This window comes from Streptomyces sp. SCSIO ZS0520 (assembly GCF_025643355.1).
GTDB lineage: Bacteria > Actinomycetota > Actinomycetes > Streptomycetales > Streptomycetaceae > Streptomyces > Streptomyces physcomitrii.
The window spans coordinates 2,057,237-2,081,668 of record NZ_CP092644.1 but is presented as its reverse complement, the minus strand read 5'-3'; the positions used below and the strand labels follow the sequence as shown (position 1 = coordinate 2,081,668).

General features: G+C 72.1%; 20 protein-coding genes and 1 pseudogene. 13 read left to right on the top strand and 8 right to left on the bottom strand.

What is annotated here, in order from left to right; genetic code table 11:
* The first annotated feature begins 156 nt into the window (after positions 1–156).
* The 4 genes from MID12_RS07450 to MID12_RS07435 all read left to right on the top strand — a co-directional run bounded on the left by MID12_RS07450 (position 157) and on the right by MID12_RS07435 (position 3,595).
* Positions 157–774: a DUF6230 family protein gene (locus MID12_RS07450; protein WP_040248189.1), complete on the top strand. Its 618-nt coding sequence runs from the start codon at positions 157–159 to the stop codon at positions 772–774.
* A 130-nt stretch (positions 775–904) separates the two neighbouring features.
* The gene (locus tag MID12_RS07445; RefSeq protein WP_040248187.1) at positions 905–1,456 is read left to right on the top strand and encodes a DUF6114 domain-containing protein; all 552 of its coding nucleotides are present in this window, start codon (positions 905–907) and stop codon (positions 1,454–1,456) included.
* Positions 1,457–1,580: 124 nt separating this feature from the next.
* On the top strand, positions 1,581–2,843 hold the full coding sequence (locus tag MID12_RS07440) for a hypothetical protein (protein ID WP_237282688.1): 1,263 nt from the start codon (positions 1,581–1,583) through the stop codon (positions 2,841–2,843).
* A gap of 314 nt (positions 2,844–3,157) precedes the next feature.
* Positions 3,158–3,595, top strand: a complete 438-nt coding sequence (locus MID12_RS07435; RefSeq protein ID WP_263165544.1) for a hypothetical protein — start codon at positions 3,158–3,160, stop codon at positions 3,593–3,595.
* 126 nt (positions 3,596–3,721) lie between these two features.
* Here MID12_RS07435 and pyk read toward each other — a convergent pair whose 3' ends face one another.
* From pyk to pta, 3 genes are all read right to left on the bottom strand, one after another.
* Positions 3,722–5,146 (bottom strand): pyruvate kinase, encoded by a 1,425-nt coding sequence (gene pyk / locus MID12_RS07430; RefSeq protein ID WP_040248180.1) that lies wholly within the window; start codon positions 5,144–5,146, stop codon positions 3,722–3,724.
* A 102-nt stretch (positions 5,147–5,248) separates the two neighbouring features.
* Positions 5,249–6,460, bottom strand: coding sequence for an acetate kinase (locus tag MID12_RS07425; protein WP_317633364.1), 1,212 nt, complete (start codon positions 6,458–6,460; stop codon positions 5,249–5,251).
* 41 nt (positions 6,461–6,501) lie between these two features.
* Positions 6,502–8,565 carry a phosphate acetyltransferase gene (gene pta / locus MID12_RS07420; RefSeq protein WP_263165543.1) on the bottom strand — a complete coding sequence of 688 codons (2,064 nt, stop codon included), beginning with the start codon at positions 8,563–8,565 and terminating at the stop codon, positions 6,502–6,504.
* 394 nt (positions 8,566–8,959) lie between these two features.
* Here pta and MID12_RS07415 point away from each other — a divergent pair, with 394 nt between their 5' ends.
* The 6 genes from MID12_RS07415 to MID12_RS07390 all read left to right on the top strand — a co-directional run bounded on the left by MID12_RS07415 (position 8,960) and on the right by MID12_RS07390 (position 15,823).
* A complete protein-coding gene (locus tag MID12_RS07415) occupies positions 8,960–9,985 on the top strand; it encodes an ATP-dependent 6-phosphofructokinase (RefSeq protein ID WP_040248167.1) in 1,026 nt (341 codons plus the stop codon).
* 142 nt (positions 9,986–10,127) lie between these two features.
* Entirely contained in the window at positions 10,128–11,090 is a 963-nt protein-coding gene (locus MID12_RS07410) for an STM4015 family protein (RefSeq protein WP_040248165.1), read from the top strand.
* A 99-nt stretch (positions 11,091–11,189) separates the two neighbouring features.
* The gene (locus MID12_RS07405; RefSeq protein WP_263165541.1) at positions 11,190–12,461 is read left to right on the top strand and encodes an STM4014 family protein; all 1,272 of its coding nucleotides are present in this window, start codon (positions 11,190–11,192) and stop codon (positions 12,459–12,461) included.
* Between the two features lie 133 nt (positions 12,462–12,594).
* Positions 12,595–13,407: an STM4013/SEN3800 family hydrolase gene (locus tag MID12_RS07400; RefSeq protein WP_263165539.1), complete on the top strand. Its 813-nt coding sequence runs from the start codon at positions 12,595–12,597 to the stop codon at positions 13,405–13,407.
* Complete coding sequence (locus MID12_RS07395) at positions 13,404–14,807, top strand: STM4012 family radical SAM protein (RefSeq protein WP_263165538.1); 1,404 nt, start codon at positions 13,404–13,406, stop codon at positions 14,805–14,807. The genes MID12_RS07400 and MID12_RS07395 overlap by 4 nt, the downstream gene beginning before the upstream one ends.
* A gap of 11 nt (positions 14,808–14,818) precedes the next feature.
* Positions 14,819–15,823 (top strand): STM4011 family radical SAM protein, encoded by a 1,005-nt coding sequence (locus MID12_RS07390; protein ID WP_263165537.1) that lies wholly within the window; start codon positions 14,819–14,821, stop codon positions 15,821–15,823.
* On the opposite strand, the pseudogene MID12_RS07385 reads toward MID12_RS07390, so the two are convergent.
* Positions 15,769–16,011 (bottom strand): annotated as a pseudogene (locus MID12_RS07385) (ATP-binding protein); the annotation flags it as partial. The gene MID12_RS07390 and the pseudogene MID12_RS07385 sit on opposite strands and share 55 nt — an antisense overlap.
* 387 nt (positions 16,012–16,398) lie before the next feature.
* Between MID12_RS07385 and MID12_RS07380 the strand changes: the two are divergent.
* The 3 genes from MID12_RS07380 (at position 16,399) to MID12_RS07370 (ending at position 19,380) form a co-directional block, all read left to right on the top strand.
* Entirely contained in the window at positions 16,399–17,175 is a 777-nt protein-coding gene (locus tag MID12_RS07380; protein ID WP_263172951.1) for a helix-turn-helix domain-containing protein, read from the top strand.
* Between the two features lie 26 nt (positions 17,176–17,201).
* On the top strand, positions 17,202–17,387 hold the full coding sequence (locus MID12_RS07375) for a DUF397 domain-containing protein (protein ID WP_411576918.1): 186 nt from the start codon (positions 17,202–17,204) through the stop codon (positions 17,385–17,387).
* A 118-nt stretch (positions 17,388–17,505) separates the two neighbouring features.
* The gene (locus MID12_RS07370) at positions 17,506–19,380 is read left to right on the top strand and encodes an AMP-binding protein (protein ID WP_263165534.1); all 1,875 of its coding nucleotides are present in this window, start codon (positions 17,506–17,508) and stop codon (positions 19,378–19,380) included.
* Here the strand turns inward: MID12_RS07370 and MID12_RS07365 are convergent.
* The 4 genes from MID12_RS07365 to MID12_RS07350 all read right to left on the bottom strand — a co-directional run bounded on the left by MID12_RS07365 (position 19,367) and on the right by MID12_RS07350 (position 24,407).
* Positions 19,367–21,151, bottom strand: a complete 1,785-nt coding sequence (locus MID12_RS07365) for a GNAT family N-acetyltransferase (RefSeq protein ID WP_263165533.1) — start codon at positions 21,149–21,151, stop codon at positions 19,367–19,369. The genes MID12_RS07370 and MID12_RS07365 overlap by 14 nt on opposite strands.
* 38 nt (positions 21,152–21,189) lie before the next feature.
* Complete coding sequence (locus MID12_RS07360; RefSeq protein WP_263172948.1) at positions 21,190–21,972, bottom strand: carbohydrate ABC transporter permease; 783 nt, start codon at positions 21,970–21,972, stop codon at positions 21,190–21,192.
* A 146-nt stretch (positions 21,973–22,118) separates the two neighbouring features.
* Positions 22,119–23,042: a carbohydrate ABC transporter permease gene (locus MID12_RS07355; protein ID WP_263165532.1), complete on the bottom strand. Its 924-nt coding sequence runs from the start codon at positions 23,040–23,042 to the stop codon at positions 22,119–22,121.
* 12 nt (positions 23,043–23,054) lie between these two features.
* Positions 23,055–24,407, bottom strand: coding sequence for an extracellular solute-binding protein (locus tag MID12_RS07350; RefSeq protein WP_040248151.1), 1,353 nt, complete (start codon positions 24,405–24,407; stop codon positions 23,055–23,057).
* Positions 24,408–24,432 lie beyond the last annotated feature (25 nt).

The following is a 24,432-nucleotide window of genomic DNA, read 5'->3' as shown; positions in this document are numbered from 1 at the left end:
CGGGGGTGATCGCCGTGGTTCGGAACGCTCCAGCGCCTCCGAAGCGGGCGCTCTCCTTCCCGAGGACGTAGCACTTCTCCCATCCCTGCCCGGCTTGAGCCGCCCTTCGGGGAGCAAGTCAGGGCCGGAGATGTACGTCCGAGAAGGAGGAAAGTCATGGAGTCCCTGGCTCGTGGCGGAACCAGATGGAAGCGGTTCGCCGTAGTCATGGTGCCGAGCGTCGCGGCTACTGCCGCGATAGGTGTCGCCCTCTCGCAGGGTGCGCTCGCGGCATCGTTCAGTGTGTCCGGTCAGCAGTTCAAGGTGACTGCCGACCAGCTTGACGGTAAGGGCTTCGTCCAGTACGGAGCGCTCGACAGCGGCAAGTCGGGTCAGCACCCGGTCGCCGTCGTCGGTATGGACTCGGCCGAGATCACCAACCTCTGCCAGTCCGTCGTCGTGCCCGTCCCGGTGTTCGGCGATGTGTCGATGACCCTGTCCGCCGGTAAGCCCGGCGGCCCCAAGGTCGAGGCGAAGAAGCTCTACATCGACGCCGATGACCTGCAGGCGAACGCGACGTTCACCAACATCGACATCGGTACGTCGATCGACAGCACCACGAAGGGCCCCGGCCCCTCGAAGGGCGACAAGTACGCCCCGGACTCGTTCTCGCAGCAGGCCGAGTCGGTGCGGTTCACGGACGTCAAGCAGCGCGCGTGGGCGACCACGGCGGGCACGTTCAAGCTCTCCGGCCTTGGCATGAAGGTCCAGAAGGGCAAGCACGAGTGCTACTGAGCGCGTGAGCGCTGAGCAAGCACCCGATGCGTTAATGCCGGGCGCGGGGACGCGAGGAGTTCTCCGAGCCGTCCCCGTGCCCGTCACCGCATCCATCTGAGATTCAGACGCCATACCCGAGGAGTACGACATGAGCGCCGAAGCGCAGGCAGGGTTGGGCGGGGGAAGCAAGGTCGGCAGGTTCGGCGAGTGGCGCCGGTCGTTCAGGAACTGGCGCGGCCAACGGCCCTTCTGGGCCGGTCTGCTGACGATTCTCGGCGGTCTGCCGATCATGTACTTCCCGTACGCGAACCTCACGCTCGGCACAATGACCATTCGCATGGCGACCACCGCAGGTGCCGGATCCTTGATCATCGGCGTGCTGCTCGTCGTGCTCGGCCTGACCATGTGGTTCCAGCGGCACTCGCGGGTGTTCGCCGGAGTCGCCGCGATTCTGCTCGCGCTGGTCTCGCTGGTCGTCTCCAACTTCGGCGGCTTCGTCATCGGCTTCCTGCTCGCCCTCATCGGCGGCGCCCTGGGCGTCTCCTGGGCGGAGGAGAAGCCGGTGAAGGGTGCCGCGAAGCGGACCGTCGAGGGTTCGCAGCCGGCGGCCGCGGGGGCGGCCGGGGAAGCGGGCGAGGCGAGCGACCTGTCAGGAACGAGCCCGACGAACGGGACGAACGGGAGGCACCGTGCCGGCTGACGAGGTGCGCGAGGACCCTGCGGGAGGGTCCCGTGCCAGATCCGGGCCGCGGCATGCAGCGCCCAAGAAGCCGTTGTTCAACCGGTTTCATGTACCCGCCGGCAAGGCCATGGCGCTCGCCGCCATGCCGACCGCTGTCCTCATGGGCATGGGCCTGACACCGACGCTCGCGCAGGCCAAGCCGCAGCCCAAGAACCCCTTCCAGGACGGCCCCTGCGTCACGCAGCCGGACGAGGCACCCAAGGACGACGAGGGCGCCAAGACCGGCAAGGGCGAGTCCAAGGACGCCGGGAAGGCCGAGAAGGACAAGGCCGAGAACGGCAAGGGCGAGTCCGCCGAGCCGAAGCCGGACGAGTCCGGCGAGGCCGGTGGCGCCGAGGACCCGCTGAAGGACCTCAAGGCCGCCGCGAAGAAGGCCAAGGAGGTGGCCGAGAAGGCTGCCGACAAGGCCGAGAAGCTCGTCAAGAAGGCCACCGAGCCCGCCGACGGCGCGGAGCCCGCTCCGGAGCCGAGCCCGTCCGAGGACTCGGGCGACGACTTCAACCCCTGGGACCCGCTGGGCCTCGGCAAGGCGCTGAAGGACCTCTTCACGCCCGACGAGGAGGAGGGCACCGAACCCTCCGACCAGCCGTCCGAGGAGGTGCCCGAGGGCGCCGACAAGGAGGCCGTCGAGGCCGCCAAGAAGGCGCTCGCGGACGCCAAGGCGAAGAAGAAGGCCGCGGCCAAGGCCCAGAAGGCCCTGGACGAGGCCGAGGACAAGGCTGCCGGGAAGGCGAAGGACACCGCCGACGAGGCCGAGGACGCGGTCGACGGATCCGCGGACAAGGCCGAGAAGGCCGGGGACGCCGCCAAGCCCTCGCCGAGTGCCGAGGACCCGATGGCCCCGGACGAGAACGGCAAGAAGCCGTTCCCGTGCCCGGTGGAGAAGAAGGTCGCGGGCGACGACGAGCAGACGCCGGTGCAGCTGCCGAACCAGCCGTGGTTCCTGGAGGCGAGTTCGCTCACCCTCAAGGGCCTCGACTACAAGGGTGTCGTCAACGTCAAGCAGGCCAACGGCAAGGTCAAGCAGGCCCTGAAGTTCACCGTCGACAGCGGCACCGACATCGGTGACCTGCACCAGACGGTGATCGACCCGAAGACCGGCAAGACGATCCACGTCCAGGCCTCCAAGGGCTCGACGTCCACCATCCGCAACGGCACCACGACGATGTACACCGAGCAGCTCAAGGGCAATCTGTTCGGGCTCATCCCGATCACCTTCGATCCGGAGCACCCGCCGCCCATCAACGTGCCGCTCGCCATCTTCACCAACGTGAAGGTCATCCAGGCCGGGCAGTTCGGCGGGGACCTCACCGTCCCCGGGCTGCACACCTACATCACCGACTGACCCGCCGACGCAGCTCGATCAGCTGCCCCAGGACCGGTCCGGGAGCCGCAACAAGGCCGTGGCCCGCACCCCCGCACAAGGGGTGCGGGCCACGGCTCTGTCCGCCCGGGCCCCGGCCCCGGCCCGGCGCTGCCGTCCCGGGGGTTTCCTGACCCGGCTGGCCCCGGCGGTCCGGCCCCGGAGTGCGGCCGCCCTGCCGCTGCGGTACTCCCGTGTCAGGGAGGGCTTCCCGGCAGTCACGGATCCGCTCCCGGTGGTTCCCCCGCGGCGCCCCCTTCCGGGCACGCCCGCGTACCGACGCTGAGAGGACAGGCATGTCTGTGCTGAGGTTTCTGCTGAAGAGCGCGGCGGTGGGCGGCGCGGCGGCCGCGCTGCTCGCCGCGGGCCCGGTGGCCTCCGCCGCCCCGCCCCCGCCCCCACCGGACGAGGACGTCCTCCTGGTGGGTACGTGGACCGGGCACCGCGAGCGGATCGCGAGCAACGACGGCTACCGCCAGGGCCGGGCCACCCTGGTGGTCGTCGAGCAGCGGGGCCGCACCTTCAAGGGGCTGATGCGCTGGTCCACGCCCGAGGGCGAGGAGCAGGACGAACTGGTCGGCGGCTTCTCCCCGGACGCCCGGGTGATGTCCGGCGCCGACGAGGAGGGCACCTACACCTTCAAGCTGGTGGGCCCGACGACGCTGGACTACTGCTATGTGGAGCACGGCGAGGGCTACCGCACCACCTGCGCGCGCCTGGAACGCAAGGACTGAACGCAGAACGGACCGTACGGGCCCGGCGTACGGGTTCGACGAACGGGCCCGACCGCACGGACCGAGCGGGCCAGCAGCCTTGGCGGGGGCGGCAGTTGTGCCCCGGCCAAGGCTTCCGGTCTGCTGCTAGCGGGAGCTGCCGAGGTGGTGCACCAGGACCATGTTGGTGGTGCCCGGGACACCGGGGGGCGAGCCCGCGGTCATGACCACCGTGTCGCCGCCGTTGAAGCGGTTCAGCTTCACCAGCTCGGCGTCGACCAGCTCGACCATGGCGTCGGTGGTCTCCACGTACGGCACCACGAAGGACTCCACGCCCCAGCTCAGCGTCAGCTGGTTGCGGGTGCTCTCCTCGGTGGTGAAGGCGAGGATCGGCTGGGCGGCGCGGTAGCGGGACAGGCGGCGGGCGGTGTCGCCGGACTTGGTGAAGCCGACCAGGCCCTTGCCGCCGAGGAAGTCGGCGATCTCGCAGGCCGCGCGGGCCACCGAACCGCCCTGGGTACGCGGCTTCTTGCCCGGCACCAGCGGCTGGAGGCCCTTGGAGAGCAGCTCCTCCTCGGCCGCCGTGACGATCTTCGACATCGTCTTCACGGTCTCGATCGGATAGGCGCCCACGCTCGACTCGGCGGAGAGCATCACCGCGTCGGCGCCGTCCAGGATCGCGTTGGCGACATCGCTCGCCTCGGCGCGGGTGGGACGGGAGTTGGTGATCATCGACTCCATCATCTGGGTCGCCACGATCACCGGCTTGGCGTTGCGGCGGCACAGCTCGATGAGGCGCTTCTGCACCATCGGGACCTTTTCGAGCGGGTACTCCACGGCCAGGTCGCCGCGCGCCACCATCACCCCGTCGAAGGCCATCACCACGGACTCCATGTTCGCCACCGCCTGCGGCTTCTCCACCTTGGCGATGACGGGGACCCGGCGGCCCTCCTCGTCCATGATCTTGTGGACGTCCTTGACGTCGTCGGCGTCCCGCACGAAGGAGAGCGCCACCAGGTCGCAGCCCATCCGCAGCGCGAAGCGCAGATCGTCGATGTCCTTCTCCGAGAGCGCGGGGACGTTGACCGCCGCGCCGGGCAGGTTGATGCCCTTGTGGTCGGAGATGACGCCGCCCTCGATGACGATCGTGGTGACCCGGGGGCCCTCCACGCCGGTCACCTTCAGCTCGACGTTGCCGTCGTTGATCAGGACGGTGTCGCCCTTGGAGACATCGCCGGGCAGGCCCTTGTAGGTGGTGCCGCAGATCGACTTGTCGCCGGGCACGTCCTCGGTGGTGATGGTGAACTCGTCCCCGCGGACCAGCTCCACCGGCCCCTCGGCGAAGGTCTCCAGGCGGATCTTCGGGCCCTGGAGGTCGGCGAGCACGCCGACCGCGCGGCCGGAGTCCTGGGCTGCCTGCCGCAGACGGTGGTAACGGGCCTCGTGGTCGGAGTGGGTGCCGTGGCTCATGTTGAAACGGGCCACGTTCATCCCGGCGTCGAGGAGCGTCTTGAGCTGCTCGTAGGAGTCGACGGCGGGACCCAGCGTGCAGACGATTTTGGAACGGCGCATGGTGCGGATCCTATCGGGTTTGTTTCGAAGCGGAATATTCACGGAGCGGCCACCGGGCGTCCCCCGGTCCCGGCCGCCGGACCACCGGGCTCGCCGCCCCGCTCACTCGGCGCTGACCAGTGCGTACGTCTGATGCGCGATCTCCAGTTCCTCGTCGGTCGGCACCACGGCGACCGCGACCCGCGCTCCGGCGGGCGAGATCAGCCGGGGCTCCTTCGACCGTACGGCGTTCAGCTCGGCGTCGACCTCCAGGCCGAGGCCCTCCAGGCCGCTGAGGGCAGCCTCGCGCACCGGCGCCGCGTTCTCGCCGACACCCGCCGTGAAGACCACCGCGTCCACCCGGCCGAGCACCGCGTAGTACGCGCCGAGGTACTTCTTCAGCCGGTGCACATAGATCTCGAAGGCCAGCCGGGCCGCCGCGTCGCCCTCCTCGATCCGGCGCTGGATCTCCCGCATGTCATTGGCGCCGCACAGCCCGATCAGGCCGCTCCGCTTGTTGAGCAGGTCGTCGACCTCCCCGGCGTCCATGCCGGCGTTGCGCATCAGATGGAAGATCACCGCCGGGTCGATGTCCCCGGAGCGGGTACCCATCACCAGCCCCTCCAAGGGGGTCAGCCCCATCGAGGTGTCCACGCAGCTGCCGCCGCGCACCGCCGAGGCGGAGGCGCCGTTGCCCAGGTGCAGGACGATCAGGTTGGTCTCGCCGAGGTCCTTGCCGAGGAGGGCGGCGGCCGCCCGGCTGACGAAGGCGTGCGAGGTGCCGTGGAAGCCGTAGCGGCGGATCCGGTGCGCGTCGGCGGTCTTCGCGTCCAGGGCGTAGCGGGCCGCGTACTCCGGCATCGTGGTGTGGAAGGCGGTGTCGAAGACCGCGACCTGCGGCAGGTCGGGGCGCATCTGGCGCGCGGTGCGGATGCCGAGGAGGTTGGCCGGGTTGTGCAGCGGGGCGAGCGGGGCCAGGCGCTCGATCTCGGCGAGCACCTCCTCGTCGACCACCGTCGGCTCGGTGAAGGAGAGACCGCCGTGCACCACCCGGTGCCCGATGGCGGCCAGCTCGGGGGAGTCGAGCCCGAGCCCGTCCGCCGACAGCTCCTCGGCGACGGCCCGCAGCGCCGCCGCGTGGTCGGCGAACTCCCCGGTGCGCTCGCGCTCGGCGCCGCCGGTCAGGGGCGTGTGCACCAGGCGCGCGCCCTCCTCGCCGATGCGCTCGACCAGGCCGGTGGCCAGGCGCTGGAGGGTGCGCATGTCGAGCAGCTGGTATTTGACCGACGAGGAGCCGGAGTTGAGGACGAGGACGCGGGAGGCCGCTGCCGTCACGGGGGTACTGCCTTCCTGGCCGGCGGTGGTCCGCCGACCGCTCACTGGGCCTGGATCGCCGTGATGGCGACCGTGTTGACGATGTCCTGGACGAGGGCGCCGCGCGAGAGGTCGTTCACCGGCTTGCGCAGCCCCTGGAGCACCGGCCCCACCGCCACCGCGCCCGCCGAACGCTGCACCGCCTTGTAGGTGTTGTTGCCGGTGTTCAGGTCGGGGAAGATCAGCACGCTCGCCTGCCCCGCCACCTCGGAGCCGGGCAGCTTGGTCGCCGCGACGCTCGGCTCCACCGCCGCGTCGTACTGGATCGGCCCCTCCGTCTTCAGGTCGGGGCGCCGCGAGCGCAGCAGCTCGGTGGCGGTGCGCACCTTGTCGACATCGGCGCCGGAGCCCGAACTGCCGGTGGAGTACGAGAGCATCGCCACCCGCGGCTCCACGCCGAACTGCCGCGCGGTGTCGGCGGACTGGACCGCGATGTCCGCGAGCTGCTCGGCGCCCGGGTCCGGGTTGACCGCGCAGTCCCCGTAGACGAGGACCTTGTCGGCGAGGCACATGAAGAAGACCGAGGAGACGATCGCGGTGTCCGGCTTGGTCTTGATGATCTCGAAGGCGGGCCGGATGGTCGCGGCCGTGGAGTGCACCGAGCCGGAGACCATGCCGTCCGCGAGGCCCTCCTGCACCATCAGGGTGCCGAAGTAGTTGACGTCCGCGACGACGTCGTGCGCCAGCTCCACGCTCACGCCCTTGTGCGCCCGCAGCTGGGCATACCGCTCCGCGAAGCGCTGCCGCAGCGGGGAGGCGGCCGGGTCGGTCAGCTCGGCGCCGGTCAGGTCCACGCCGAGGTCGGCGGCCTTCTTGCGGATCTGCTCGACGGGACCGAGCAGCGTCAGCTCGCAGACCCCGCGCCGCAGCAGGACGTCGGCGGCCCGCAGTACCCGCTCCTCGGTGCCCTCCGGGAGCACGACCCGGCGCTTGTCCGCGCGGGCCTGTTCGAGGAGCTGCCGCTCGAACATCATCGGGGTGACCCGCTCGCTGCGCGGCGCCGAGACCCGCTCGCTGAGCGCCCCGGTGTCCACATGCCGCTCGAAGAGGCCGAGCGCGGTCTCCGCCTTGCGGGGCGTGGCGGCGTTCAACTTGCCTTCCAGGGCGAAGAGTTCACCCGCGGTGGGGAAGCTGTTGCCGGGCACCGAGATGACCGCGGTGCCGGGGGCCAGGCGCTCGGCGAGGGTCAGCACCTCCCGGCTCGGCCGCTCCCCGAGGGTGAGCACCACGCCTGCGATGGAGGGGGTGCCCGCGCTGTGCGCGGCGAAGGAGCCCACCACCAGGTCGGCGCGGTCCCCGGGGGTGACCACCAGGCAGCCCGGGGTCAGCGCGGCCAGGAAGTTCGGCAGCATGGCGCCGCCGAAGACGAAGTCGAGGGCGTCCCGGGAGAGCCCCGCGTCGTCGCCGAGCAGGACGGTGCCGCCGAGGGCCTGGGAGATCTGCCGCACGGTGGGCGCGGCGAGCGCGGGCTCGTCCGGCAGCACATAGCAGGGCACCGGCATGTGCGAGCCGAGGGCGCGCTCGACCGCGTCCCGGTGCGCGGGCTCCACCCGGTTCACCACCAGGGCGAGGACCTCGCAGCCCAGGCCCGCGTAGGCCCGGTGGGCGTTGCGGGCCTCCGCCTCCACCGACTCCGCGCTCTGGCCGCGGCCGCCGACGACGGTCACCACCGGGGCGCCGAACTCGTTGGCGAGCCGGGCGTTGAGGGCGAGTTCGTCGGGCAGCTGGCTGTCCGCGAAGTCGGTGCCGAGGACGAGGACGACCTCGTAGGCGCGGGCGACCGCGTGGAAGCGCTCGACGAGCTGCGAGACGAGTTCGTCGGTGCCCTTCTCGGCCTGGAGGGCCGCGGCGTCCTGCTGGTCCATCCCGTAGACGGTCGCCGGGTCCTGGGAGAGCCGGTACCGGGCGCGCAGCAGCTCGAAGAGGCGGTCCGGGCCGTCGTGGACCAGCGGCCGGAAGACGCCCACCCGGTCGACCTGCCGGGTGAGCAGTTCCATCACGCCCAGCTCGACGACCTGGCGGCCGTCGCCCCGGTCCGTCCCGGTCACGTACACGCTGCGTGTCACGCGTGCTCTCCGTCCCCTCGGTGTTCTCGGTCTCAGCCTGCGTTCCTGTGGGCCTGCCGCCGCCTGCCGGTACCTCCGAGGCCCGGACAGGGTCTGCGCGACCCCGGGCGGACCTCCCCGACGATACCCGCGGGCCCTGGTGCGGCGCCCGTGGGTGCGGCCCGGTCGGGACCCGGTCCGGCGCCCCGGCGCACCGCGCCGCCGACGCCCGGGCCGCTGTCCCGAACGGGCCCCTCGGGGGGCCTCGCGGCGAGAGTATGCCGCCGGGGCGAACCGCGTTCGTGCCTGTGGAAAACTCCGGTTGTCCACAGGGGCGGCGGGCCCCGTCGCGCGGCGTGAAAGAATCGGCGGCACCCCACCGAACCGGCCACGAGCGAGCGGGAGACACGGCACGATGCGAATCGGCGTACTGACGGCAGGCGGCGACTGCCCTGGTCTGAACGCGGTGATCCGGTCCGTCGTGCACCGGGCGGTGGCCCAGTACGGCGACGAGGTCATCGGCTTCGAGGACGGCTACGCGGGGCTCCTCGAAGGCCGCTACCGCCCCCTCGACCTCAACGCGGTCAGCGGCATCCTGGCCCGCGGCGGCACCATCCTCGGCTCCTCCCGCCTGGAGCGGAACCGGCTGACCGAGGCCTGCGAGAACGTCGCGGACATGGCCGTCGAGTTCGGCATCGACGCCCTGATCCCGATCGGCGGCGAGGGCACCCTGACCGCCGCCCGGATGCTCGGCGACAGCGGTCTTCCGGTGGTCGGCGTCCCCAAGACCATCGACAACGACATCTCCGCCACCGACCGCACCTTCGGCTTCGACACCGCGGTCGGCGTCGCCACCGAGGCGATGGACCGGCTCAAGACCACCGCCGAGTCGCACCAGCGCGTGATGGTCGTCGAGGTCATGGGCCGCCACGCGGGCTGGATCGCCCTGGAGTCCGGCATGGCGGGCGGCGCGCACGGCATCTGCCTGCCCGAGCGGCCCTTCGACCCGGCCAGCCTGGTCGCCATGGTCGAGGAGCGCTTCGCCCGCGGCAAGAAGTTCGCCGTGATCTGCGTGGCCGAGGGCGCGCACCCCGCCGAGGGCTCGATGGACTACCTCAAGGGCGAGATCGACAAATTCGGCCACGAGCGCTTCCAGGGCATCGGCACCGCCCTCGCCTACGAGCTGGAGCGCCGCCTCGGTAAGGAGGCCAAGCCCGTCATCCTCGGCCACGTCCAGCGCGGCGGCACCCCCACCGCCTACGACCGCGTCCTCGCCAACCGCTTCGGCTGGCACGCCGTGGAGGCCGCGCACCGGGGCGAGTTCGGCATGATGACGGCGCTGCGCGGCACCGAGATCGTGATGGCCCCGCTGGCGGACGCGGTGACCGAGCTGAAGACGGTCCCCAAGGACCGGATGGACGAGGCGGAATCGGTCTTCTAGGGGCGGCCCCGGGCCGGTGGCCGTTCTTCCGGGGCGGCTCCCGGGGCCGACGGCGGGCTCCCCGGGGGGCGTTGTCGGTGGGGCTTGGTAGAACTTCTGGCGTGCCGAACGGCGGCACTCTTCGCACCCCAGGAGCCTCTCGATGATCCTCGGCGAGCATTTGCAGGAGCTGCACGGCCTGCCCGCCTTCACCTTCCCCGGCCCGGACGAGGAGCCGGGGGCGGCCCTGCCGGATGCCGCGGCCGTGGCCTGGCGGATCGCCAGTGATGTGTACGACTCCGAGGAGCCCTGGGAGGCGGCCTTCGCCCGGTTCCTCGGCGCGGTCGACACCACCCGGGTGCGCGCGCTGATCATCGGCGCCTGGGAGGAGGCCTACGAGAACAGCAGCGCCGAGGTGATCGCGTCCCTGGTCGCCGCGAAGGAGCAACTGCCCGCCCTGCGTTCGCTCTTCCTCGGCGACATGGGCTCCGAGGAGTGCGAGATCTCCTGGATCGTGCAGAGCGATGTGGCCCCGCTGCTCGACGCCTTCCCGGAGCTGGAGGAGTTCGGCGTACGCGGCGGCACCGAACTCGCCTTCTCCGCCGTGCGGCACGAGAAGCTGCGCGCGCTGACCGTGCAGACCGGGGGCCTGCCCGCCACCGTGGTCCGCGGTATCGCCGCCTGCCGCCTGCCCGAGCTGCGCCACCTGGACCTGTGGCTGGGCGACGCGCAGTACGGCGGCGACGCCGAGGTCGAGGACCTGGACCCCTTCCTCGTCGGCGCCGGGTTCCCGCGGCTGGAGCATCTCGCGCTGCGCAACAGCCAGTTCCAGGACGAGATCGCCGCCTCCTGTGCCACCGCCCCGGTGGTGCCCCGGCTCAGCGTGCTCGACCTGTCCATGGGCCTGCTCACCGACAAGGGCGCCACCGCCCTGATCGAAGGCCAGCCCCTGACCCACCTCAGCAAGCTCGACCTGCACTACCACTACCTCAGCGAGGAGGTGAAGGAGCGGATACGCGAGACGCTCCAGCCCTCCGGTGTCCTGCTCGACCTGGACGAAGGCGGTGCCGACAGCTACGAGGACGACGACGGCACGGTGCACCGCTACGTCGCGGTGGCGGAGTGAGCGTGCCGAGCAGCCGGGAGCAGGGCCACCCCGCCGACGCTCCCCCCGGCGACGGCCACTTCGGGGGCATACGGCGGCCGGGGCACGGGACGGCGGGGCATGCGGCACACGGCAGTTGAGACCCCTGAGGCCTCTGCGACCCCCGGGGCCCCGCCGCGCTTCGCGGTGGTCGGCAATCCGGAGAACCGCCGGGTGGGCCTGTTCACCACCGCGGTGCGCGCCGCCGGGCTGCCCGCCCCGCGGGTGCTCGCCTGGCGGGACGTGCTGCGCGAGGGCGGCGCCGTGTTCGCGCCGGGGGAGTACGTCCGTATCGACTCACCCGGGGAGAACCCGGAGGTCGACCGGCTGCTCCGGGGCCCCGGCGAGCCGACCCGGGTGGAGGGCACGGCCCGCTGGTACGCGCGGTTCACCGCCGCGGTCCGCGGGCTGAGCGGCGGGCGGCCGCTCGACGACCCGGAGGAGCTGGCCGTCCTCTTCGACAAGCGCCGCTGCCACGGGGTGCTGCACGCGGCAGGCGTCCCGGTCCCCGAGTCACCGACCTCGGGGCCGGACGGGGTACCGGTGCGCGGCTGGGCGGACGTACGGACGCTGATGCGCGAGCGGCGGATGCCGCGCCTGTTCGTCAAGCTCGCGCACGGCTCCTCGGCCTCCGGGGTGCTGGCCGTCGAGTCGGCGGGCGGCGGCCGGATCCGCGCCACCACCTCCGTCGAACTCGCCCCGGACGGCCGCCTGTTCAACTCCCTGCGGGTACGGCGCTACACGACGGAGCGCGAGGTCGCCGCGGTGGTGGACGCCCTCGCACCGGACGGAGTGCACCTGGAGCGCTGGCTGCCGAAGGCGGGCCAGCGGGGGCGGGCCGCCGATCTGCGGGTGGTCGTCGTCGCCGGTCGCGCCACCCATGCCGTGGTACGCACCAGCCGCCACCCCATGACCAATCTGCACCTCGGCGGCGCCCGCGGCGATCTGGCCGCCGCCCGGGCCGCGGTGGAGTCGGCGGGCGCCGACTGGGGCGAGGCCCTCGCCCTCTGCGAGCGGGCCGCGGCCTGCTTCCCGGGCACCCTGTGCGTCGGGGTCGACCTGCTTCCGGCCCTCGGCTGGCGGCGCTTCACGGTCGGCGAGGTCAACGCCTTCGGCGATCTGCTCCCGGGCCTGACGGGGCTGCCGGGCAGCGGCGCGGAGGGTCTCGACACGTACGGGGCGCAGATCGCGGCGGTGATCCGCGGGGAGGGTGCCGGAGGCCTGGGCTCGCATGCCCGCCCACCGGTACCCGCGACGGCGGCCACCGGCGACGACAGCGGCACCGGCACCGGCGACGGCAGTGATGATCGCACCGACCACAGCAGCGAGGAGGACCACCGTGCCCCCGTCTGAACCGGCTCACGGAACCGCTCCGGCTCACGGAACCGCTCCGGTTCACGGAACCGCCCCGGTCTCCGGCCCGGCCCCGGCCCCCGGCACGGCCGCCGCTCCCGTCCCGCCCCCGGACCGCGCTCCCACCCCCGACATGAACCGCATCGTCGGCAGCCACGACATCCTCCTCGTCACCCTCGACACCCTGCGCCACGACGTGGCCGAGGAGCTGGCGGCGGCCGGACGGCTCCCGCAGCTCGCCCGGTACCTGCCGGGCGGCCGCTGGGAGAAGCGGCACGCGCCCGGCAGTTTCACCTACGCCTCGCACCAGGCGATCTTCGCCGGGTTCCTGCCCACCCCGGCGGCGCCCGGACCCCATCCGCGCCTCTTCGCCGCGCGCTTCGCGGGCAGCGAGTCCACCGCCCCGGACACCTTCGTCTACGACACCCCGGACCTGGTCACGGGCCTCGCGGCGGCCGGGTACCGCACGGTCTGTCTCGGCGGTGTCGGCTTCTTCAACAAGCGGGGCCCGCTCGGCTCGGTGCTGCCCGCGCTCTTCCAGGAGTCGTACTGGGAGCCCGAGTTCGGCGTCACCTCGCCCCGCTCCTTCGAGGCCCAGGTCGAGAAGGCCGAGCAGGTGGTGTCGCAACTCCCGTACGAGCAGCGGCTGTTTCTCTTCGTCAATGTCTCCGCGCTGCATCAGCCGAACTGGTTCCACCTGCCCGGCGCCACCCGGGAGGCCGGAGACACCCGGGCCAGCCACGCCGCCGCCCTGGAGTACGTGGACCGGCACATCGGCCGCCTCTTCGCCGCCGCGAGCAGCCGCCGCCCCTGCTTCGCCGTCGTCTGCTCCGACCACGGCACCGCCTACGGCGACGACGGCTGGACCGGTCACCGCCTCGGCCACGAGTCCGTGTGGACCGTGCCCTACGCCCACTTCCTCCTGAACCCCACCGAGGCACCATGAGCACCGCGACGCACCCCACCGCCCCGGCCGCCCCCGACGCGGTGCCCGCCGGCGGCCCGTACCAGAGCTATGTCTACGGGTACCCGCACAAGACCTCCTACCGCGAGCGCGCCGACCGCCCCGCGCTGCGCGAGCTGTGGGCGGGTGAGCCGAAGGACGCGCTCTCGCTCTATCTGCACATCCCCTTCTGCGAGGTGCGTTGCGGCTTCTGCAACCTCTTCACCCGCATCGGCGCGCCCGAGGGCCTGACCGGCGCCTACCTCGACGCCCTGGAGCGGCAGGCGCGGGCGGTCCGCGCGGCCCTGGAAGAGAGCGGCACCCCCGAAGGCGGCACGGGGGCCGGGCGGGTGCGCTTCGCCAACGCCGCCTTCGGGGGCGGCACCCCGACCTTCCTGACCGCCGCCGAGCTGACCCGGCTCTGCGACATCGCCGAGCACCGGATGGGCGCGGAGCTGCGCGCGATCCCGCTCTCCGTGGAGGCCTCCCCGGCGACCGCCACCGCCGACCGCCTCGCCGTGCTCGCCGAGCGGGGCACCACCCGGCTGAGCCTCGGCGTGCAGAGCTTCGTGGACGCCGAGGCCCGCGCCGCCGTGCGCCCGCAGCGCCGCGCCGAGGTGGAGGCGGCGCTCGGCCGCGTCCGCGAGGCCCGCATACCGGTCCTCAACATCGACCTGATCTACGGCATCGACGGCCAGACGGAGGCGAGTTGGCGCCACTCGCTGGACGCCGCCCTCGCCTGGCGGCCGGAGGAGCTGTACCTCTACCCGCTGTACGTACGCCCCGGCACCGGCCTCGACGGGCGCACCGACACCGCCGACCCGGAGTGGGACGCGCGGCGGCTGCGGCTCTACCGCCACGGCCGCGACCACCTGCTCGCCGCCGGGTACGTCCAGCACTCGATGCGGATGTTCCGCCGCCCCGGCGCCCCCGAGGAGGGCGAGGACGACTACTCCTGCCAGCGGGACGGCATGGTCGGCCTCGGCTGCGGCGCCCGTTCGTACACCTCGGCGCTGCACTACTCCTTCGACTACGCGGTCGGCACCCGCCGGATACGCGGCATCATCGACGACTTCGTGGCCCGCCCGGCCGGGGACTTCGCCCACGCCGAGTACGGCCGCGCCCTGGACGGCGACGAGCCCAGGCGCCGCCATCTGCTCCAATCCCTGCTGCGGGCCGAGGGGATGGACCTCGCCGCCTACGCCGCCCGTTTCGGCACCGGACCCGCCGAGGACTTCCCGCGCGAGTTCGGGGAGTTCGCGGACCGCGGCTGGCTGGACACCGCGAGCCCCGAGGGCGTCCTGCGGCTGACCCCCGAGGGACTCGCCCACTCGGACGCGCTCGGCCCCGCCCTGTACTCCGCCCCGGTGCGTGCCGCCATGGCCGCCTACGAACTCAAGTAGGGCTGCCCGCCGTGGAGTTGACGCTGCTGTACCGGGGGCCGCTGGCCTCCTGCGACTACGACTGCCCGTACTGCCCCTTCGCCAAGCGCCGGGACGCGCCCGCCCAGCTGCGCCACGACCGCGCCTGTCTGGAGCGGTTCGCCGACTGGGCGGAGGCGGCCACCGGGGACGAGCTCTCGCTGCTCTTCACACCCTGGGGCGAGGGCCTGGTGCGCTCCTGGTACCGGACCACGCTGGCCCGGCTGTCCCGCCTTCCGCACCTGCGCCGGGTCGCCATCCAGACCAATCTGAGCTGCCGCACCGACTGGCTCGCCGACGCCGACCCGGACACCCTCGCCCTGTGGTGCACCTTCCACCCCGGCCAGACCCCCTACGACCGCTTCCTCGGCAAGTGCCGCGAACTCGCCGCAGGCGGCGTCCGGTTCAGCGTCGGCGTGGTCGGACTGCCCGAACACCTCGCGGCGGCACGGCAGTTGCGCACCGAGCTGCCCGAGCACGTCTACCTGTGGATCAACGCCGCCGAGGGGCATGGCTACACCGACGAGGAGGCCGCCCGGTGGACGGCCCTCGACCCGCTCTTCCCGTACAGCCGCCACCCGCACCGCAGCGCCGGTCTGCCCTGCCGTACCGGCGCCTCGGTCGTCTCGGTGGACGGCGAAGGCACCGTACGCCGCTGCCACTTCGTCCCCGGCGCCCTCGGCAACCTCTACGACGGCTCCTACCGCGCCGCCCTGCGCCCCCGCCCCTGCCCGCTCGCCGTCTGCGACTGCCATATCGGCTACGTCCACCTGGAGAGCCTGCCGCTGTACGACGTCTTCGCGGGCGGGGTCCTGGAACGCATCCCGGCGCGGATCCCGGCCATGCCCCCACTGCCGTTTCAGGGTAGGGCGATCTCGGCCCAGACGGTCTTGCGGGGCGGCGGCCCCGAGGTCACGCCCCAGTCGTCCGCCAGCGCCTCCACGAGCAGCAGCCCGCGCCCGGACTCCGCCTCCGGGTCCTCGGCCTCCCCGGGCTGAAGCCGGGGGAGCCGGTCACCGCGGGTATCGGTGACCTCGATGCGCAGCATGCCGGAGGGCGTCACCGCCAGTGACACCAGGAAGTCCCGGCCGGGGAGCCTGCCGTGCAGGGCCGCATTGGCGGCGAGTTCGGCGACGAGCAGCGCGGCGGGGTCCAAGGGCAGCTCCCACCTGCGCAGTTGCTCCACGGCGAGCAGCCGCGCGAGCCGCGCCCCTCGCCGGGTGGAGGACAGCCGGACGGTGAACTCCCGGGCGGGCCGGGCGGATTGCAGAGTTTTCTCATTCACGTGACTCAGCGTGGTGGGCGGGATGCGCCATCACCAGTGATTGAGGCCGTACGTACAGTTACTGTCCACGGCTTGTACAGGCCTGTCCACGCCGTACACGTGACGTGGCGGGTATGGCTGCGGTTGGTCATCTGTCCTGTAGACGGCTTAGTTCGCGAGAGGCGGCGCGCGATGCGTGGAGATGGAGTTCAGGGCTCGGCGGATGGGGAGTTTCCGGACAGCCCATTCGACGGCGACGAGTCGGGCTGGGACATTGATCCGTCGGACGATTCCGGCAATACCGTTGCCATGTTCGGCCGGGTGCTGAAGATGTGGCGTGAGTCGGCGAATATGTCTGTCAGCGAGTTCGCCGCCGCGATGGGCTATGGCGAGAACCAGATCTACAAGATGGAATCGGGGACTCGCATCCCCAGGCCCGAGGCTCTGGACAAAGCAGACGAAGTGCTCGACGCTGGCGGCAAGATCGTCATGTGGAAGCCGGAGATGGCCGAGGCCAGGTACCCGAAGAAGGTACGGGACTTGGCGAAGCTGGAGGCGAAGGCGCTTGAGGTGGGAGCGTACGGGGATCGCGTGGTGCACGCCTTGCTTCAGACGAGTGACTATCTGACCGCGCTGTACAGGATGAGGCGTCCAGTCCTCGCCAACGAGACCATCGAACGCGAAGTGGCGGCTCGCAAGGCTCGTCAAGCGATCCTCGGGGCTCATCCTGCCCCCGTTTTCAGCTTTGTGCAGGAGGAGGTGACTCTGCGACGCCCCATCGGCGGCCCGGCGGTATGGCGCGGGCAGCTTGAACGCCTACTAGAGCTCAGCCAGTTGCGCAATGTCGAGATTCAGGTCATGCCGACGAATCGGATCGAGCACGTGGGGTTGGATGGCGCCTTCCGGGTGCTGAAACTGCGCGGGGGCAAGACGCTGGGGCATGTCGAAGTGCAGGGCTACCGGCAGCTGATTTCTGACCCTGCGCAGGTCCAGCCTCTTGAGATGAGGTATGGCATCATCAGGGCGCAGGCTCTCCCGCAGCAGGAGTCGCTTGCTTTTATCGAGGACTTGCTGGGAGAGAAATGACCCTGAGTGGTGCAACCGCGGCTGGCTTGGCGCTCACGTGGTTCAAGAGTTCCTACAGCGGCAGCGAACCTGGGTCCGACTGCGTCGAAGTCGCCTCCTCTCCCGCCTGTGCCTCCGTCCACATCCGCGACTCCAAGAACATCCAGCGCGGCATGCTGAACCTCAAGCCCGACGCCTGGTCCGCCTTCGTGGCCCACGTCGCCGGAGGCTGAGCCCAGCCGACCGGTCGCCCCCCTGCGGTCGCGGACTGTACGTATCGTGTAACGGTCGGTCCTGTAGGGGGAGTTGGGCCCTGTTCGGGGCTCGGGGTCTTTGCGATGATTGCCGGTCATGACCGGGGGATCGATACAGCAGCGTTTCGAAGACCATGCCCGCCGCGCGCCCGAACGCACCGCGCTCGTCCTCGACGGGAAGACCGTCACGTACGGCGAACTCGACCGGGACGCCAACCAGTTGGCCGCCCATCTCGCGGAGAGCGGTGAACTCCCGCGCGGTGGCGGCCGGGTGGCGATCTGCCTGGAGCATCCGGAGGACGCGCTGACCGCGATGCTCGCGGTGCTCAAGGCCGGGCACGCCTACGCCGTGATCGCGCCCGGCACCCCCGCCGAGGAGCTGCACCGGCAGCTCGGGCTCGCCAAGGCGGACACCGTCCTCACCCAGTGGAGCCTGCTGGCCCGCGTCGACGACGGCCAGGGCCGGACCACCCTCAGCCTGGACACCGAGGCCGAGGCGATTGCGGCGATGCCGAACACCCCGCCGCGCAGGCGGAGTTCGAGCGGAGCCGCCACCGTGCTCTTCACCGCGGGCACCACGGGCAGGCCCACCGCCGTCACCTCCGACCACCAGCGCTGGACCGCCGCCTACGAGGCCTGGCAGGAGGTCTACCGGCTCACCCCCGAGGACCGGATCCTGGTGACCGCGCCGCCGCAGAGCACCGAGTTCAGCGGCGGCTGGATCCGGGCCCTCGGCACCGGCGCGGTGCTCCAGCTGTCGCGGCGCTGGGAGGCCGCGGCCGAGGCGACGGTCGCGGAGTGCGATCCGGCCGCCGCCCGGCTGCTGCTCGCCGAGGAGCGGCCCCGGCTGCGGCTCGTCCTGGTCGCCGGGGAACCCCTCTCCCTGGCGGAGCACCGGCGCCTGGGGGAGCGGCTGAGCGCACCGGGGGCGCGGCTGCTGAGCGTGTACGGGCCCGCCCAAGTCGCCGGATGCGGCACCTGGTTCGAGCCGGAGCAGCTGACGGTGCCGGTGGCGCGGCCCGAGGGCACCGTCTACCTCGGCAGACCCTTCCCCGGTTGCGCGGCGGAGCTGGCGTACGGGCACATCCGGCTCACCGGACCGGGCGGCGGCGTGCCCGTACGCACCGGCGACCTCGGGCGCCGGGACCGGGACGGCCTGCTGGAGTTCCAGGGGCGGGCCGCGGACCGGGTCAGCGTCCTCGGCCGGATGGTCGACACCTACCGCATCGAATCGCACCTCGCCGCCGACCAGGACATCAAGGAGGTCGTGGTCACCGGGGACGGCGGCGCCAAGGGCACCGGGCTGCTCGCCTTCGTGGTGCTGCACCCGGGAGGCCTGGTGGACACCGACATCCTGCGGGTACGGCTCCAGGGCCTGGTCCCCGGCAAGGACATCCCCCGGGCCGTGGTCCCGCTCACCGCCCTGCCGAGGACCGCCGCCGGGAAGGTGGACCGGCGCGCGCTGCCGCTGCCGCCGGTCCGGGGCGCGGTGAGCAGCGGCGGGAAGGGCTGGGGCACCCTGAGCGAGGGCTCGGAGGCGGGCGCGATCGGGGGCGCGGTCGGCTTCTGCGCCGCGGTCCTCTCGCTCTCCCTCACCGGCGTCGTCTTCCCGGGTGCCACCGATCTGACCGGGGTGCCCGGCCCCTGGAGCGGCCTCTTCGTCCTGCTCTACCTGTGCGAGAGCCTGGCCTTCGGAGTGGGCATGGCCTTCCTCGCGGTGGGCCGGGGGCCGATGGCGCGGCGCAGCGAGCGCCCGGTGCTCACCACCTTCGCGCATCTGGCGCTGGTCTGGCTGCTGGTCTCCTGGTGGCCGCAGGACAACCTCTACCGCCTCGCCGCCAAGACCGACTGGGCACGGCAGGCCACCCTCGTCTACGTCTTCAATGTGCCCCTGATGATCGCCGCCCTGGTGGTCGCGGTCTGGGCGGCGACCAGTTCGTCCACCATCAGCAAGTCGGTCAGGGGGAGTTGAACAGCTCCCCGAGATCCCGCGCCGCCTCCCGCAGCAGGGCCTCCGCCGCGTCGAGGAGGTCCACGTCGCGGGCGGCGATCAGCACGCCGAGGTACGGGGCCGCCGCATAGGCCGCCGTCGGCACCGAGGGCAGGAGCACGGCGCCGACGCGTGCGCAGCGGGCGGTCAACTGCGTGAGCCAGGGCAGGAGTTGGGCGTCCGGCAGCCGGGCGCCGAGTGGGAGGTGGTCCAGGGCGCGTACGCAGTGCCGGCCGCCGCGGACCTCGTCGAGCCGGGCGGCGGTGACGAAGGCCGCCGAGGGGCCGGTGAGCCGCTGGTTGATCTCGGTCGGCGCCAGGCGTCCGCCCGGGGCGCGTACGAAGTCCACGTCGAACCAGCCGCGGTGGCCGGTCGCCGCCAGTTCGCGGCCCACGGCGAGGCCGAAGCGGACCGCGATCCGGTCCAGTTCCGCGGGGACCACGCCCGGGCCCACGGTGACGCCCTGGTAGGCGGTGCCCCGCACCGCCATCACCCCGGTGCCCACGGCGTGCACCGCGCCCTCGGCGTCCACGACCCCGTCGAAGGTGAGATCGCGCGGACCGCCCGCCCCGCCCCTCACGTACTCCTCCACCAGGAGCGGGCCGCGCGGTACGGAGCGCAGGGCGGGCAGCAGCCCCCGGTAGGAGGTGAGCAGGTGGGTGCCGTAACCGCCCACGCCCTGCTCGGACTTGAGGACGGCGCCGGGCCCCGTGCGCAGGCTCGCGGCGAGCAGCCGGGCGGCCTCGCGGCGGGTGGCGGCGATCCGCTGCCGCGGCACGAGGATGCCGGGGCAGTGCGGGGCGAGCCGGTGGAAGAGGGCGTTGGCCGCCCGCTTGGACTCGTGCCGCAGCGCACCCGGCGCCAGCGGCTCCCCGGTCAGCTCGGCGGTGGCGGGGGTGCGGCCCCAGGGGAGTACGGGAAGGTCCAGGGTGCGCAGGCGGGCGGTGAGCGCGGGGCGGGCCAGGACCTCGGCGGTCAGGCCCCGGACGGTCGGGCTCGGGGCCGTCCGGCCCGATGCGGTCCGGCTCCCGGTGGTCGGGTCCCCGGCGCCGCCGCCGGAGCCGAGGCCGTCGTAGAGCTCCGGGTCGCTCCAGCCCAGTGCCCGGGCGAGCAGCGCGGTCCAGCCCGGGGGCACGGTCGCGGGCAGGACGAGGGCGGCCGGGCTCGGGCTGGTCAGCGCCGCCAGGCAGGAGTAGTGGGCGCTCGCCTCCCGGGCGGCGGCCGTCAGCGGGCTGAACTGCCCCTGGAATTCGGCCACATTGCCCAGCTGCACGGTGCGGCGGGCCCGGGTCCAGGCCCGCGCCCAGGGGGCCCGCGCGGGGACGGCCACCGTCAGCCGGGGCAGCGGTCCGGGGCCGGGGACGGGCTGTGCGCCCAGCCGCCGGTAGAAGTCCACCGCGTGCGGATCGGCGTCCACGGTCAGTGAGGCGAAGCCCAACTCCCGTGCCCGGTCCAGGACATGGGCGTACAGGGTGCGGCCGACGCCGGTGCGGACCCGCTCCGGCTCGACGAAGAGCAGCCCCAGCGCGCCCCGGGGCGCGGTGCCCTCCAGGGAGGCGAGGCCGAGCAGTTCCCCGGTGCGCTCCTCCTCGGCCACCACCACCCGGCGCTTCGCCAACTCGGCCGCGTCGAGGGTGAGTTCCTCCGCGATCGCGTCCAGGAAGGCCGCCTCGTAGCCCCAGTGCGCCTTGGAGCGCCGCAGCAGGGCGCTCAGCTCGGGTGCTTCTGCGGGGCGGGCGTCACGTATGCGCACGGGGTGACTGTAGCCGCGGGCCGGGACCGCCCCCGCGCTCAGCCCTTGACCGCCGCCCCCAGCGCGAAGCCGCCGCCGAGGCGCCGGGCGACCAGGATGTAGAGCAGCACCACGGGGGTGGAGTACAGCATCGAGAAGGCCGCCAACTGCCCGTAGACGACGGTCCCGTAGTTGCCGAAGAGGCCGTAGACCGAGACGGAGGCGGGGAGTTGGTCGGGGGAGAGGAGGAGCATGAAGGGGACGAAGAAATTGCCCCACATCATGACGAAGGAGTAGACCGTCACCACGGCTACGCCGGGGCCCATCAGTGGCAGCACGATCCGGATCAGGGATTGGAGACCGGAGGCGCCGTCGGTCCAGGCGGCCTCCTCCAGGACGACCGGGACGCCGTCCATGAAGTTCTTCATCAGCCAGATGGCGAAGGGGAGTTGGGTCGCCGCGAGGAAGAGCGCGGTGCCGTACATGGTGTCGACCAGGTTGACCTGGACGAAGAGTCCGTAGACCGGGACCATGATCGCGGTGATCGGCAGGCTGGTGCTGAAGATGATGGTGAGCAGGTAGGGGCGGGTCAGCCGGGAGCGCAGGCGGGAGAGCGGATAGGCCGCGAGCGCCGCGCAGGCCACGGTGAGCAGGGTGGCGCTCCCGCACAGCAGCAGGCTGTTGAGCATCGGGGTGAAGGTGATCTCCTCGTTCCACACCGCCGAGAAGTTCTCGCCCGTCACCGAGTCCGGGACCCGGGTGCGCAGGGTGGCGCCGCGGTCCACCGAGGAGAGCACCAGCCAGGCGAGCGGCAGCGCGAAGGCGGCGGCGAGGACGAGCAGCGCGGCGTTGGCGGCGAGCTTCTGGCGTGCGGGGCGGCCGAGTCGACGGCGGGCGCGGCGTGGCGGATCCGCGCCCGGCGGCCCCGCGGTCTTCTCCGTGCCCTGCCCGGCGGCTTCCTGGGGGGCTTCGCGTAGCGACACGCTCCTCACACCTCATCCCGGATCAGACGCAGATACACGGCCGAGAACAGCGCGCCGACCAGCAGGAGCAGCAGGGCGACCGCGGTGCCGTAGCCGATCAGCGTCTTGGTGAAGGCCTGGTCGTACATGAAGATCGGCAGGGTGGTGGAGCGGTCGCCCGGGCCGCCCTTGGTCATCGCCCAGATGAGGCCGAAGACGGAGAGGGTCTGGAGGGTGTTGAGCATCAGATTGGTGGCGATGGAGCGGCGGATCAGCGGCAGCGTCACGTACACCAGGCGCCGCCAGCCGCGTGCCCCGTCCATCTCGGCGGCCTCGGTCAGCTCCTTGGGGATCTCGGCGAGCGCGGCGGAGTAGACCAGCATCGAGAAGGCGGTGCCGCGCCAGACGTTGGCGAAGGAGACCGCGAGGATCGGCAGCGTGAACAGCCAGTTCTGGCCGGGGAGATGGAGCAGGTCGAGGACCGCGTTGAGGGTGCCCTCGCGGCGGAAGAAGGCGTAGAGCAGGAAGGCGGCCACGATCTCCGGGAGCACCCAGGCGCCGATGACCACCGCCCCGGTCAGGGTGCGCACCGGGCGGGAGGCGCGGCGCATCAGCGCGGCGAGCGCGAGGCCCAGGGTGTTCTGGCCGACCAGCGAGGACAGGAAGGTGAACACCAGCGTCAGCCATACGGCGTTGCGGAAGTGCTCGTCCTCGAAGGCGCGGCGGAAGTTGTCCAGACCGACGAAGTGGGTCTCGGCGGCGCCGCTCAACTGCATGTCGGTGAAGGCGATCCAGACGCAGTAGGCGATCGGCCCGGCGAGGAAGAGGAGCAGCAGGACGGTCGCGGGCGCCAGCGGCAGCCAGCGCAGCGGCCGGGGCCCGCGCCGGGCCGAACGGGCGCCCGGCGCAGGCGACTTGAGAGTGCCCGCCGTCGACTTGAGGGTGCTCATCGGCCGCCCCCGCTACCTGTTCACCACCGCGCCGCCGACGAGGTCCCCGAGCCCGCCGTCGTACTCCTTCGCCGCTCCGGCCGGTGAGGCGTCGCCGGTGGTCACCGCCTCCATCGCCTCACCGATGGCGGTGGAGACCTGCGGGTAGACCGGGAGCGCGGGGCGGTAGTGGGTGCGGTCGACCAGCGAGGTGAAGAACTTGATGCCCGGCATCGAGTTCAGGTACTTCGGATCGGCGGCGACGTCCTCGCGGACGGCGATCTGGGCGTCGGCGACGTCCCAGCGCACCGCGTTCTCCTTCTTCTGCAGGGTCTTGACGAACTCGAAGGCCAGTTCCGGATTGCCGGCCTTCCGCGGGATCGACCAGGCCCAGCCGCCGGACATGGAGACCGCCCCGGGTGCCTGGCCGTGCTGGGTGGGCATCGGCGCCTGGCCGAGGTCCTTCGACCAACTCGGCCATTCCCGGGGGCCCTTGTTGATCCAGTTCTGCCCGAGCCAGGAGCCGTCCAGGCCGATCGCGAGCTTGCCCTCGGGGAACCACTGGGTGCCCACGCTGGTGGCGACATTGGCGTCCAGGGCGTCCGAGACATCGGGGCCGAGCTTCTCGCGGTAGACGGTGTCGATGAAGCCGAGCGCGTCCTGGAAGCCCTTGCCGCCGGTGACCCACTTCTTCGCCGCCGGGTCGTAGAGCGGGTCCTTGCCGGTGCCGTAGAGCAGCATCTCGAAGCCCTGCATCACGGCGGTCTCGCCCGGGGCCTTGCCGGTGTAGACGTTCAGCGGGGTGACGCCGGGGACCTTCTTCTTGACGGTGCGGGCGGCGGTCAGGATCTCGTTCCAGTTCTTCGGCTTCCAGTCCTCGGGGAGCCCGGCCTTGGCGAAGATCTTCTTGTTGAACCACAGGCCCCGGGTGTCGGTGCCGACCGGTATGCCGTACGTCTTGCCGTCCTCGGCCTTCGCCGCCGCCTTCGCGGAGTCCGCGAACCGCTCCCACTCCGGCCAGCCGGTCAACTCCTTGTCCAGCGGCCGCAGATACCCCGCCTTGATGTCGGCGTTGATCCGGAAGGTGTCCTCGTAGACCAGGTCCGGGGCGGTGCGCGGGGAGCGCATCATCTGCTGGGCCTTGGTGGCGTAGTCGTTGTCCGGTGCCTGGATCGGCACCAACTCCACCTTCTTGCCCGGGTGTTCCTTCTCGAACTGCTTCTTCATGTCCGCCAGGTACTCGTCCTTGTACCGGGTCTTGTTGTCGGTGCTCCGGTTGTACGCGACCTTCACGGTGTCCGGATCGCTGCCCGAACCCCCGCCGCAGGCGGTGAGGGTGGCGGCGGCGACCACCAGGCTGAGGAGTACGGGGGCGGTGGGGCGCACGGCACGACCTCCAGAGTGACCGACA